At 60.9% G+C, this 12,616-nt stretch carries 10 protein-coding genes and 1 pseudogene; 2 read left to right on the top strand and 9 right to left on the bottom strand.

Going from position 1 to position 12,616, the window contains the following annotated elements; translation table 11 throughout:
• Positions 1-23 precede the first annotated feature (23 nt).
• The 5 genes and pseudogenes from J7355_RS00985 to J7355_RS00965 form a co-directional block, all read right to left on the bottom strand.
• Positions 24-887 carry a hypothetical protein gene (locus J7355_RS00985; RefSeq protein ID WP_209059034.1) on the bottom strand — a complete coding sequence of 288 codons (864 nt, stop codon included), beginning with the start codon at positions 885-887 and terminating at the stop codon, positions 24-26.
• On the bottom strand, positions 856-1,443 hold the full coding sequence (locus J7355_RS00980; RefSeq protein WP_209059033.1) for a hypothetical protein: 588 nt from the start codon (positions 1,441-1,443) through the stop codon (positions 856-858). Before J7355_RS00980 ends, J7355_RS00985 begins: the two co-directional genes overlap by 32 nt.
• A gap of 348 nt (positions 1,444-1,791) precedes the next feature.
• Positions 1,792-2,835: pseudogene (locus tag J7355_RS00975) on the bottom strand (ribonucleotide-diphosphate reductase subunit beta); the annotation flags it as partial.
• Positions 2,836-3,031: 196 nt separating this feature from the next.
• Positions 3,032-3,190 carry a hypothetical protein gene (locus J7355_RS00970; protein ID WP_209059031.1) on the bottom strand — a complete coding sequence of 53 codons (159 nt, stop codon included), beginning with the start codon at positions 3,188-3,190 and terminating at the stop codon, positions 3,032-3,034.
• A 32-nt stretch (positions 3,191-3,222) separates the two neighbouring features.
• Positions 3,223-6,249 (bottom strand): ribonucleoside-diphosphate reductase subunit alpha, encoded by a 3,027-nt coding sequence (locus tag J7355_RS00965; protein ID WP_209059030.1) that lies wholly within the window; start codon positions 6,247-6,249, stop codon positions 3,223-3,225.
• Positions 6,250-6,717: 468 nt separating this feature from the next.
• Here J7355_RS00965 and sixA point away from each other — a divergent pair, with 468 nt between their 5' ends.
• Both sixA and J7355_RS00955 read left to right on the top strand, forming a co-directional pair.
• A complete protein-coding gene (gene sixA / locus J7355_RS00960; RefSeq protein WP_209059027.1) occupies positions 6,718-7,263 on the top strand; it encodes a phosphohistidine phosphatase SixA in 546 nt (181 codons plus the stop codon).
• A gap of 19 nt (positions 7,264-7,282) precedes the next feature.
• On the top strand, positions 7,283-8,455 hold the full coding sequence (locus tag J7355_RS00955; protein WP_209059025.1) for an FAD/NAD(P)-binding protein: 1,173 nt from the start codon (positions 7,283-7,285) through the stop codon (positions 8,453-8,455).
• Between the two features lie 7 nt (positions 8,456-8,462).
• On the opposite strand, the gene J7355_RS00950 is transcribed toward J7355_RS00955, so the two are convergent.
• The 4 genes from J7355_RS00950 to J7355_RS00935 form a co-directional block, all read right to left on the bottom strand.
• Positions 8,463-9,605 carry a DUF4268 domain-containing protein gene (locus J7355_RS00950; protein ID WP_209059023.1) on the bottom strand — a complete coding sequence of 381 codons (1,143 nt, stop codon included), beginning with the start codon at positions 9,603-9,605 and terminating at the stop codon, positions 8,463-8,465.
• 178 nt (positions 9,606-9,783) lie between these two features.
• On the bottom strand, positions 9,784-10,938 hold the full coding sequence (locus J7355_RS00945; RefSeq protein WP_209059021.1) for an FAD-dependent oxidoreductase: 1,155 nt from the start codon (positions 10,936-10,938) through the stop codon (positions 9,784-9,786).
• A 60-nt stretch (positions 10,939-10,998) separates the two neighbouring features.
• Complete coding sequence (locus J7355_RS00940; RefSeq protein WP_037335711.1) at positions 10,999-11,166, bottom strand: rubredoxin; 168 nt, start codon at positions 11,164-11,166, stop codon at positions 10,999-11,001.
• A 126-nt stretch (positions 11,167-11,292) separates the two neighbouring features.
• A complete protein-coding gene (locus J7355_RS00935) occupies positions 11,293-12,474 on the bottom strand; it encodes an alkane 1-monooxygenase (RefSeq protein ID WP_247739670.1) in 1,182 nt (393 codons plus the stop codon).
• Between the last annotated feature and the right edge of the window lie 142 nt (positions 12,475-12,616).

The raw sequence follows: 12,616 nt of genomic DNA, 5'->3' as shown, positions 1-12,616 counted from the left end.
ATCGCTCCTCCTTTTGTTCATCCTTAGGCCCGACTAGCTAACGAGTTCCTTTTTTCTGCAAATAAATCTCGAGATCTCGGCCTAAACTTCGATAAATAAGACAAAAACTCTATCTTACTCCTACTTCTATCGAAATCGACTATCTTATCCGAGTAAGCATGCATGATCTCATAACATGTATCGCTCCATTCATTGGGGACTTCTGGCCACCTTACGAGAAAAAAGGGCCGTACTCTTCTCTCAAAATAACTTTGCGCCCGATCAAACGATATAGCCTTAAGAGAGGCATCTTTAATTTTATTTGATAAATCGACAACAGAAAGATCAAGCGTCTGAATAAGAACAATTTCTTTAGAATGCGCACCAAAATCGAAACTTAATGTACTGCCACCTATTTTTATTGGTACTTTAGGAACCATATAACCATTTTTAAAATCTTGTTCGTTATCGCCAAGAATATCAATTTTCTCTAGCTCGTGGCGAAAGCTCGATAACAAGCGCCGTTTACGCGAAATTTTTGGCTCCATCGATAGCGGCGAAACTAAATCCGCCAATATCTCTTGAACTTCCGCCTCGTAGTCGGCACTTGTATTTGCGTAAAAGTAACCGATTTGAGAAAAAGCCCAGCGAGGAAAAATTGGCAATTCCTCTAACAGAAGCTCCTTAGATTGAGAGAAAAGCGAGATCCAGTAGCTAAGATTCTCCGAAAGGCGCCAAAACTCGTCTAATGCGCCATACTCTTTTAAAATTAGCTTTCTGGAATAATTTGCACCTAGACGTAGATCGACACGCTCGTCTTTAAGCGCTAGCAGCCCCACATTGAGAGCCTCGCCTCTACCTTTTCCAGGCTTAAATTTAACTATGACGAATGGAAATTTTAGCGACATTGGCTAACCATTCCTCAGTTTGATCGACACGGCTTCCACGTTGCCTAGACGCCCACCAAGTGTGAATTCGAGTTAAGTCCTCGCCGTCGAGCCATCGTTTAGGACAGCGCTGAAGCACCATATCCAAGAACCCGTTCGGCAGCGTTAAAAGAGCGTTTAAAGTATGGCCGACTTGCCTACCTTCTATAAAACCGGCCCGAGCCAGCCCGGTGTAAAATCGATCTGACGATGACTTGGCGTCAAAACCGGGAGAAGCTAGTGATTCTCCGGAAGTAAACAGGCAATTCGCAAAGTCTATGGCGATCACCGCGCCACCAGCTTCGCCGTTATCGTAGGCGGGTGGCCGTACAACCGTGCAATCTTCAGGCAGCCATAACAAATTAGAGAAGGATCGATCTGAGTTAGATAGAAAGGCGTCTACTGCTACTAGGCGGGAAAATTGTAAGGCTAGCGTATAGCGAAGGTCGGGCTCGGAAGCTAAAAGCTCACTTAACACATATCCATCGACCGATCCGCGTTCGTATCTCGAACCAAAAACAATATCGCCGCTATCCAATTCAATGCTATCGCATGGCGGCGTGGTAATTTCGCATGCACGACATAAATCGTACGCAAAAAGGTCCGAAAAAGGAGCTAATCGGTGCGCTTGAGTGCCTCGGAGATAATAACGGTGGCCGTTCGCTAGCGCCTCCCCAAAGTATCCACTCCCGCGCGTGTCATCAGCAGGATAAAATCGCTGAACCGGAAACGGCCAGAGGCCAAGTTGCTCGGGTCGTCGTGGCAAGTGATTGCGCGCGAGACCGCGCGCAGCTCCCGGGAAAACAGTGATTTTAGATTGCTGAGCCATTAATTCACCGCATGTTTAACTCTTCGGATAGCAGGAAAAATTTAAAACGTCTTAATATCAATCCCAGCTTAGAGCGCCGCCAGATTGATATTCGATCACTCTCGTCTCAAAGAAATTCTTCTCTTTCTTGAGATCCATCATCTCGCTCATCCACGGGAACGGGTTTTCCGCACCGGGGTAGAGTTCGGCCAGGCCGATCTGCGAGCAACGGCGGTTGGCGATGAACTTCATGTACTCGTCGAACATGGCGGCGTTGAGGCCGAGCACGCCGCGGGGCATGGTGTCGTGGGCGTATTCGATTTCGAGGTGCATGGCTTCGTCGATCATCGCGCGAACCTCACTCTGGAATTCGTCGGTCCAGAGGTTGGGGTTCTCGATCTTGATCTGGTTGATGACGTCGATGCCGAAGTTCAGGTGCATGGACTCGTCGCGCATGATGTACTGCATCTGCTCGGCGGTGCCGGTCATCTTGTTGCGGCGGCCGAAGGACAGGTACTGCACGAAGCCGGCATAGAACCAGATGCCTTCGAAGATGACGTAGAAGGCAATGAGATCCCGCAGGAAGATCTGGTCGTTTTCGTGGGTGCCGGTCTTGAAGTCCGGGTCGTTCAGGCTCTGGGTGTACTGCATGGCCCAGGCGGCCTTGTTGTGCACGCTGGGCAACTCGCGGTACATGTTGAAGATCTCGCCCTCGTCGAGGTTGAGGCTTTCCACGATGTACTGGAAGGTGTGGCCGTGCACGGCTTCCTCGAAGGCCTGGCGCAGCAGGTACTGGCGGCATTCGGGGTTGGTGAGGTGCTTGTAGACGCCGAGCACGATGTTGTTGGCGACCAGCGATTCACTGGAGGCGAAGAAGCCGAAGCCGCGCTTGAGGATCAGGCGTTCGTCGTCGGTGAGCGCGTCCGGGTCGTTCCACATGGCGATGTCGGCGGACATGTTCACTTCCTGCGGCATCCAGTGGTTGGCGCAGGCGTTGAGGTATTTCTCCCAGGCCCAGGTGTACTTGAAGGGTACGAGCTGGTTGACGTCCGCACGGCAGTTGATGATGCGCTTGTCGTCCACCGAGACACGGTCGCCGCCGAGCTCGACCTGCTCCAGGCCGGTGACGGCTTCGTCCGCGCCGGACTGATTGGTCTTTTCGGCCTGCTTGTTCAGCGCGTACGGATCGGGCGAGACGCCTTCGCCGGTCGGGTTCGGGTTGGCCGTGGTCGGCTTGGGCGTGCCGGGGTTGTGGTCCTGGCGGGGGGTGTCTTCGAAGTCGAGCATGGCGTTGTCCTTGTTCGCTGAACGTTCGCTGTTACTTGCGGCGCCGGTGATGGATCACGCGGCGGCTCTTGATCGTCTGACGGATGGCGTTGGCCCGGCGCGGCCGGCTCGCCCCGAGGGTGGGGCGAACCGGCTCGGCCGTGGCGGCCTCGGCGGTGTCGGAAGCGGCGTTGTCGCTGTTGTTCGACATGGCGTTTCCCTTGTCGCTTTTGGCCTATGGCCTTATTGACAGGCTTCGCAGTCCGGGTCGTCGATGGCGCAGGCCATCGGCGCGGTCGGCTGGGCTTCCGGCGCCGGCGTCGGCTTGGCGGCCGCACCGTTCGTTGCGCCGTTGCTGGCCGAGGCGCCGGCCGGGGCCGGACGGCTGCCGCCGCTCGCCGCACCCGTTACCGAGCCGCCCGCACCGGCACCGCCGCCGCTGCCCTGGCCGCCGTTGCCAACCGCGTTCAGGCGGTGGTCGGTGACCGTGGATTTCTCCACGTGGGTCGCGCCCATGGTGCGCAGGTAGTAGGTCGTCTTCAGGCCCTTGGTCCAGGCGAACTTGTAGAGTTCGTCCAGCTTGCGACCCGACGGCTCGGCCATGTAGAGGTTCAGACTCTGGGCCTGATCCAGCCACTTCTGGCGACGCGAACCGGCTTCCACCAGCCAGCGCGGATCGATCTCGAAGGCGCATTTGTAGAGCACCTTGAGGTTGTCCGGAATGCGGTCGATGGCCTGCACGGAGCCGTCGTAATACTTGAGGTCGTTGGCCATGACCTCGTCCCAGAGGTCGAGCTGCTTGAGGTCTTCGACCAGGTACGGGTTGGCCACCGTGAACTCGCCGGACAGGTTCGATTTGACGTACAGGTTCTGATACGTCGGCTCGATCGACTGGCTCACGCCGGTGATGTTGGCAATGGTCGCGGTGGGCGCGATGGCCATGCAGTTGGAGTTGCGCATGCCGACCTGGCCGATGCGCGTACGCAGGGCTTCCCAGTCCAGCGTCTGCGTCTCGTCCTGATCGAGATAGTCGGCGCCGCGGTTCTCGCGCAGGATCTTGATCGAGTCGATCGGCAGGATGCCCTGATCCCACAGGCTGCCCTTGAAGGAGCTGTAGGCGCCGCGCTCTTCCGACAGGTTGGTGGAGGCCTTGATGGCGAAATAGCTGATCTGCTCCATGGAGCGATCGGCGAACTCGACGGCCTCGCTGGATTCGTACGGCAGCTTGAGCTTGTAGAGCGCGTCCTGGAAGCCCATCAGGCCCAGGCCGACCGGGCGGTGACGCAGGTTGGAGTCCCGCGCGGTCTTGACGCTGTAGTAGTTGTACTCGATGACGTTGTCGAGCATGCGCATGGCGGTGTTGATCGTGGACTCCAGCTTGGCCACGTTCAGTTCACCGTCTTCAATGTGCTGCGGCAGGTTCACCGAACCCAGGTTGCAGACCGCGATTTCCTTGCCCGGCGAGGTGTTGAGCGTGATCTCGGTGCACAGATTCGATGAATGCACGACACCGCGATGCTGCTGCGGGCTGCGCAGGTTGCACGGGTCCTTGAAGGTGAACCAGGGGTGGCCCGTTTCGAACAGCAGGCTCAGCATCTTGCGCCACAGATTCACGGCGGAGAGTGTCTTGTAGTTCTTGATCTCGCCGCGGGCGGCCTTTTCTTCGTAGCCTTTATAGGCTTCCTCGAAGGCGGCGCCGGTGAGGTCGTGCAGGTCCGGCACGTCGTTGGGCGAGAACAGCGTCCACTGCTCGTCATTGAGCACGCGCTTGACGAACAGATCCGGGATCCAGTTCGCGGTGTTCATGTCGTGGCAGCGACGACGGTCGTCGCCGGTGTTCTTGCGCAGGTCGAGGAATTCCTCGATGTCCTTGTGCCAGGTTTCCAGATAGGCACAGACCGCGCCCTTGCGCTTGCCGCCCTGGTTCACGGCCACGGCCGTGTCGTTGACCACCTTCAGGAACGGGACGACGCCCTGCGACTTGCCGTTGGTGCCCTTGATATGCGCGCCCATGGCACGCACCGGCGTCCAGTCGTTGCCGAGACCGCCGGCAAACTTGGACAGCATGGCGTTGTCCTGAACCGCGCCGTAGATGCCGTGCAGGTCGTCGGACACGCTGGTGAGATAGCAGCTCGACAGCTGCGGGCGCAGCGTGCCGGAATTGAACAGCGTCGGCGTGCTGCTCATGAAGTCGAAGGAGCTCAGCAGCTTGTAGAACTCGATCGCGCGTTCCTCGCGCTCGATCTCGTTGATCGCCAGGCCCATCGCCACGCGCATGTAGAACGCCTGCGGCAGCTCGAAGCGCTTGGACTCATAGTGGATGAAGTAGCGGTCGTAGAGCGTCTGCAGGCCGAGATAGGTGAACTGCAGGTCGCGATCGGCGATCAGGGCCTGGCCAAGCTTGTCGAGGTCGTACTCGAGCAGTTCGGAATCCAGCAGCTCGTGCTGAACGCCGGTGGCGATGAAGTCCTTGAAGTACTGCGGATAGCGTTCGCGCATCTCGGCGTGGGTGGCGTATTCCACCGCGCCTTCGGCGAGGAAGGTCAGGCCTTCGTGACGGATCTTGTCCATCAGCAGGCGCGCGGCGACCATGCCGTAGTTGGGCTCGGCTTCCAGGCGCTGGCGTGCGGACAGTACGAGGGCGGTCGACAGCTCGTCTTCGGAAATGCCGTCGAAGGCGTTCTTGAGCGTGTCCTTGAGGACCTGCTCGGCGGACACGCCGTCAATACCGGCACAGGCTTCGTCGATCACGCGGCCGAGACGATCGCGATCCAGCGCGCGGGTGGTGCCGTCCTTGAAGGCGACGTTGATATCCGCGGTTTCGGCCGCGGCGGCGCCGGTCGCTCCCTTCTCCGCCTGCTTGGCGGCACGCTCGTGGGCGCGCTCTTCGCGATAGAGCACGTACGAGCGGGCGACCTTGTGCTCGCCGGAGCGCATGAGCGCGAGCTCGACGTAGTCCTGGATGTCCTCGATATGCACCGCGCCGCCGCCGGGCAGACTGCGGGTCACGCCCTGGACCACCTGCTGGGTGATGTCCTTGACGGTCTCGCGGATACGGCTGGAGGCCGCGCCCTGCTGGCCCTCGACGTCGATGAACGCCTTGGTGACGGCGAGCTCGATCTTGGACGCATCGAACGGCGTCACCTTGCCGTTACGACGGATGACCTTGTGGCCACCGGGCGCGGTGGCTTCGATGCTGGCGCCGTAGGCGTCTGCGGACGGCTGCTGGCTGCGCGTCTGCGCGCGCTCGGAAACCTGTGTCTGCTCCATGGCAATGCCTCGCGTAAGCGGCCCGTCGGGAGAAAGACGCACCGATTGAAAACCTGGACTCGCGACGGCGCCGCCCTGGGGACAACGCCGTTGACATCGAACTCTACCCCACTAGATGCTGTGGTCAAGCACCGTTTTTATGCCCTGTCATGACTATATGTTGTGGTCGGGCGGTGAACAAGAGGTGTACAACGCTGTGGATAAACTGGGGTAGAAAATCCGCGAATCCGCATGGCACAAGGCTTCGGCGCGGTGATCACCCCATCGCCAGCCAACAGCACACTTCACCGGCCGCGGCCCAAGGGCCGACGACGCGTCTGCGCGGCGCAAACCTCGAATCATTCCGGCACTTTCTGAATACGGCCTTTTAAAACATGGTCTTACGATCGCATCGCCCGGCGCCTCGAATGACGATTATTTTTTTCATGGCTCGCCGCATTTTCGATAGCGCCGCACCGGCACATGCGTATGGCGAACGTCATCTTCCCGGGCGACAATAAGGCCATGGAAATCATCGTAATCCGCCACGGCATCGCGCTCGACGGCGACAAGGCGCGCAGTATCGGGCTGTCCGACGGCGAGCGACCGCTCACCCGCGAGGGCATGCGGCGCACCCGCGCGGCGGCCGCCGGGCTGCGTGCCACGCTCGCCGATATGGCCATCGACGATATCGTCACCAGCCCGCTGCTGCGCGCCACGCAGACCGCCGAAATCCTGGCCGGCTATCTCGACGACCCGACCATCGAGGAATCCGACGCGCTGGCGCCGCCGGTCGACATGGAAACGCTAGACGCTTTCCTGCACTCGCATTTTGGCGATCGGCGGCTGCTGCTCGTCGGCCATGAGCCAGATCTGGCGACCTGGGTGTCCTGGAGCCTGACGCGTCGACGCGACCGCCTCATGGCCTTTAAGAAAGCCGGCGCGGCACTGCTCGAATTCCCCGGCCCGCCGGAGGGCGGCACCGGCACCCTGCGCTGGCTGCTCGCGGCCCGCCAGCTGCGCGCGCTGGGCTAAGCGCTACGCGGGTTCCTTGATGCTCGACTGGCTGATTGTCGGCGGCGGGCTGCACGGGCTTTTTGCCGCCCGGGCCATTCGTTGCGCCGCGCCGCAGGCCACGCTCGCCGTGCTCGGCGACCAGGCCCCGCTGGCGGCCTGGCAACGCCGGGCGCGCGCCTGCGGCATGCAATACCTGCGTTCCTCCAACGCGCACCATCTCGGCATTCGTGCCGATGCCTTGCGGCACTTCGCCGCCGATCACGATTTCGACGCGGGCCACGAGCTCGGCTATTACCGCCGCCCCTCGCGTGATCTGTTCGAAGCCCATGCCGCGCAGGCACTGGACGCGTCCGATCGCATCGCCGGCCGTGCCGACAACCTGCAGCGCCTGGCCCGAGGCTGGCGCGTACACACCGCCGACGGCCGCTTTTTCGACGCCGCCCGCGTGGTGCTCGCACTCGGCCCGAACGCGCCCTATCGCCCAGCCTGGGCCACGCGCGATTGCGCCCATGTCTACGACGAAGATTTCGATGCCACGATGCCGGCCGGCACACGTACCGCCGTGGTCGGCGGCGGGATCACCGGCGCCCAGCTCGCGCTGCGGTTGCAGGCGGCGGGCCAGGCCGTCTGCTGGGTCACGCGCGAACGACCACGACGGGCCGATTTCGATAGCGACCCCTGTTATGCCGGCCCGCGCTGTCTCGTACCGTTCCAGCGCGCCGCCATGGCCCGGCGCACGACCCTGCTGGCGCACGCCCGGCAACCCGGCACGCTGCCGCCGGACGTGTTCGCACGCGTTACCGCCGCCCTCGCGGCTGGCGACATCACATGGCGTCGCGACCATATCGAAGCGCGCGACGCGCACGGGCTGCGTTTTGTCGACGGCCGGCATCTGGCCGCGGACCGTATCGTGCTTGCAACCGGGTTCGAACACCGCCCGGCGCCCGGCAGCCTGCTCGACCGCGGCATCCGCGATCTCGATCTGCGCTGCGACGAGGACGGCCATGTTTTCATGAACGAGGCGCTGGAAGCCGCGCCCGGCCTGCACCTGCTCGGCCGCCCGGCCAGCCTGCAACTCGGCCCGATGGCCGGCAACATCAAGGGCGCGCGACTGGCCGGCAAACGGCTGGCGGCGTTTGCACAGCGCATGGACGACGCCCCACTGGCATCAAACTCCTTAACGGCTTCTTCCACGAGGAACACGGCTTAACTGATCGCTAGCGCTCCTCGACAATCTCCTTGATGCGATGGCGAAACGCATTCACAAGCGGGTTGGCGTGCGCGAGGAACCAATGCATAGCCACAGATCGCTCTTGGTCGTCAGTCATCACGCTGTATTCGCGACGGCGGGCAATTCGATACTTGCTATCCGCGCTTGATTGCCATTCGAGCTCAAACCCCAACTCTTCCTCAATGTCTTCCCTATGAGCGTGGAGCTCTTCGTAGATCCGATCGGCGAGAGGCCCGCGCGTAAAAGTCAAAAACAGCCCAATCTCACCGCCGCTCAATGAAAAATAAACTGTGATCCAGCCGGTCGATCCTTTAGGCATCGGGATGAAAACGTGCGTAAAGCGGGTTGCGTTCGGTTTCGACTGGGTTACGTCGTCGAATACCACTCGGTCGATGAAGTCTTGCCAGAAATTCAGGTACCAGCTTTCTTCCGCATTACGCGGCTGCTTGTCGTCCTGTTCCGCTTCGTCGGTCGGATCCTCGGTCGCGGTGAGATGGTCGGACTTGAGCGTCACTACAGTCCTGCGAATGATCTCAGTTTTCGCCAGAACACGCGGTTGCACATAGCGATGTCCAGCGGAGGCTTGGTAAACCGCCGTCTCTATAAGGGCCAAAGTGAAATGAAGTGTTCCATGCGGATCCAGATATTCAGCAATCGATTCCACTTCTTCGCGTATGCCGTCGCCGCATATCAATAACAGGAAGTCCCCATGTCGCAGGCTTTTCGAGACGTTATCTACGAACGTCGCCTCGTCGAGTTCCGGCACACGCGCTCTAGCAATATCAAATAGCGCGTTACCCGCCTGGCTCGTACGACGCGAAACCTCGCGCTGGAGATCCGCATATCCCCACCGTCGCAGCTCCTTCGCGTAATCCAGAACCTGGCCAACGACTTCTCGACGCGCTTGGGGATTGCGCCAAAGCTTGGTCTCAAGCACAACGAGCTTGCCGGCAGGGGTCACAAACAGCGCGTCGATTGGCCCGACGCGCGTCCCTAACTCCATGCAGATCGGAACGAGCTCGGCGAAAGAGACGTCGATTTCTTCAATCGGCAGAATCGAAGGGTCGCTGAACAAAAGCTGTTGCAGCCAAAGTTCCGAAAAGCCACCTGCGCCGTCTGTCGCAGCCAAGGGCACGCGCTGCAGCCGCTCAGATGCCCCATCCTCAAATACAAGTCTCGGCGCCGCGAATTGAGACACAGTCCTGGTTCCTCACATGATCAAACCACTCTAAGGTTGCCTCAACTAGTGGGACCTAGCGAACCGAGCCGAAACAGCGTGGGCGGCATATCGGTTAACGCACGAGACACTAGCCCATCAGCGGCGGCGCGTCCTTGAGGTAGTCACGGCGCTTGTTGGTGGCTTCGCCGGTGAGCGCGAAGCCGAGCAGGTCGCCGTCTTCGTTCACGAAGCGTGCTTCGAGATTCGAACCGTCGCCCTCGACCTGCCATTCGCCGTGCTTGTCGACCGGCGGGTAGACGATCACAGGGCACACGTGGGTTTTCACGATGATCGGCAGCGTGGGGTATTTCACCGCGCCCGCGGTATCGCCCTCGCCGCCCGCGAGCGTCTTGCCGAGCGTGCGCGCGCACTGCATGAGCGGGCCGACATAGGGCCGCCAGTGGCCGTCGACCTCGGCACAGTCGCCGAGCGCATAGATATGCGGGTCGCTGGTGACCAGCGTGCGGTCCACCACAATGCCCTTGTCGGTCTTCAGGCCGGCCGCCTGCGCCAGCTCGACGCCGGCACGCAGCCCCACGGCCGACAGTACGGCGTCGGCGTAGACGCTGTCGTCGTCGTCGCGCACGACCTGAAGCCTGTCGTTGTCGTGGTGCACGGCAACGGCCGCGTGGCCCAGATGCCAGTGCACCCCGGCCCGGTCGAGTTCGCGCTCGACGGCTTGGCCGCATTTCTCCGGCAGCAGCTGCGACAGCGGCCAGCCGGCCGGGTCCAGCACCGATACTTCGTAGCCGGCGCCGACGAGGTCGTTGGCGAACTCGCAGCCGATCAGCCCGGCGCCGAGAATCGCGACATGCTTGGCGTCGCCGAGGTGGCTGCGAAAGCTGCGATAGTCGGCCAGGTTGTTGACCTTGTGCACCGCCTGGGTCGCGTCGCCGGCAAGCTTGAGCATGATCGGATCGGCGCCGAAGGCCAGCACCAGCTTGTGATACTGGAGGCTGTCGCCATTGAGCGAGAGCGTGCGCGTCTGCGGATCGATGGATTCGACCTGGCGGTGGGTATGGATCGTCGCGTCGAGCTCTTCGGCCATGGCGTCGACGTTTTTCTTCACCAGATCGTCGGGCGCGGCGTCCTTGGCATGCGCTTCGGACAGATCGGGCTTGTAGTAGCTCGCGCCGTCGTCACGCGTGATCAGAACCAGCGGCGTTTCCTTGTCGTGCTTGCGAAACTCGCGGGCGGTGCCGTAGCCGGCCAGCCCGGTGCCGACGATGATGATCGGATCCATGCAATATCCTGCGGTTGAATCGAAAACGGGCCGTTTGCACGACCCGCGGGATGGTGGGCGCTAGTCGACTTCCATCATTTCGAAGTCGTCTTTCGGGGCGCCGCAATCGGGGCAGGTCCAGTCGTCGGGGATGTCCTCCCACTTGGTACCCGGCTCGATGCCCTCGTCCGGCATGCCCTCGGCTTCATCGTATTCGAAACCGCAGACGATGCATTGCCACTTCTTCATTGAACGTCCCTTGACTCGTTGCGCGTAACTCGAAAAACGGGCGCTGTCGTGACAGCGCCCAGTCGGTGGAGCCCAAGGCTAACAAAACCGCCTTGTCGCGGCGATCTGCAGCCGTTGCCCAGTGGCTTACGCCACGGCATCGCCGCGGGTTGCAGGCGGCGGGTATTTCGCCAGCAGCCGCGCGCGCTGGCCGGGCTGCAGATTGGCCTGGCGCAGATCGCCGTCGTAGTGGGCGACCACGCGCTTGTCCATGACCCGATACCAGAGCGGCGGGAAATAGGCGAGCACGATCATGCCGGCATAGCCGGTCGGCAGTTCCGGTGCTTCGTCGAAATGACGCAGCGACTGGTAGCGACGCGTCGGATGCGCGTGATGATCCGAATGCCGCTGCAGATGGAACAGCATGATGTTGGTCACGATGTGATCGTTGTTCCAGGAGTGCTCCGGCTGACAGCGCTCGTAGCGGCCGTCTTCGCGCTTCTTGCGCAGCAGACCATAGTGCTCGGCGTAGTTGACCGCTTCCAGCAGGGAGGCGCCCAGCACTGCCTGAAGAATCAGAAACGGCAGCAGCTCGATGCCGAACGCCAGCATGAGCCCGCCCCAGAGCACGGCGGTCATGCCCCAGGCCTGCAACACTTCGTTATGCACGCTCCACACGCCACGGCCCTTGCGCGCCAGCGTGGCCTTCTCGATTTCCCAGGCCGAACGCAGGCTGCCCATGACGGTACGCGGCAGAAAAGCCCAGAAGGATTCGCCCATGCGGGCACTGGCCGGGTCTTCCGGCGTGGCCACGCGGGCGTGATGGCCGCGATTGTGCTCGACGTAAAAGTGACCGTAGGCAACCGGTGCGAGCGCGATCTTGGCGAGCCAGCTTTCCAGCCAGGTGCGCTTGTGCCCGAGCTCGTGTGCCGTGTTGATGGAAATGCCGGACAGCATGCCGATCGTGGTCGCGAAACCGAGCCATTGCCAGAACGTCATCTCCTGGGTGCCGACGATCGCGGAGGCACCGACGAACAGGCCCATCTGCACCACCACGTACACATAGGTGGAATAACGATAGAAGGGGTCGTGCTCGAGAATCTCCATTACCCGCTCGGGCGGGTTGCTGCTGTCCTTGCCGATGAAGAAATCGAGCAGCGGCACGATCACGTAGACCATGAGCGGCCCGGCATAGATCAACGGTGTAATGCCGGTAAACCAGCCGGTGAGTGCGGCAACGGCGACGATGATGATGATGCCGAAGCCCATCGGCCACAGCCAGCGCTTGCGGTCGTGGGCCCGTGCTTCGGCCAGGGTCATGGTGCTCATCTTTATGCTCCTCGCTCCGGAACGTCGCAATGCAACATTGCGCAGTCGGATACTGTTTTTTACATTGTGCGCTGTAAGCGTAGCCATTAACCGACCGGTCAGTCAACTCCCTGTGCTAACGTCCCGAGAAATTCACGGTTTA

It is taken from the genome of Endozoicomonas sp. G2_2 (assembly GCF_017744135.1).
Classification (GTDB): Bacteria; Pseudomonadota; Gammaproteobacteria; order Nevskiales; family Salinisphaeraceae; genus Salinisphaera.
The sequence above is the reverse complement of the archived record's forward strand: the minus strand, read 5'-3'. Positions and strand labels throughout refer to the sequence as shown.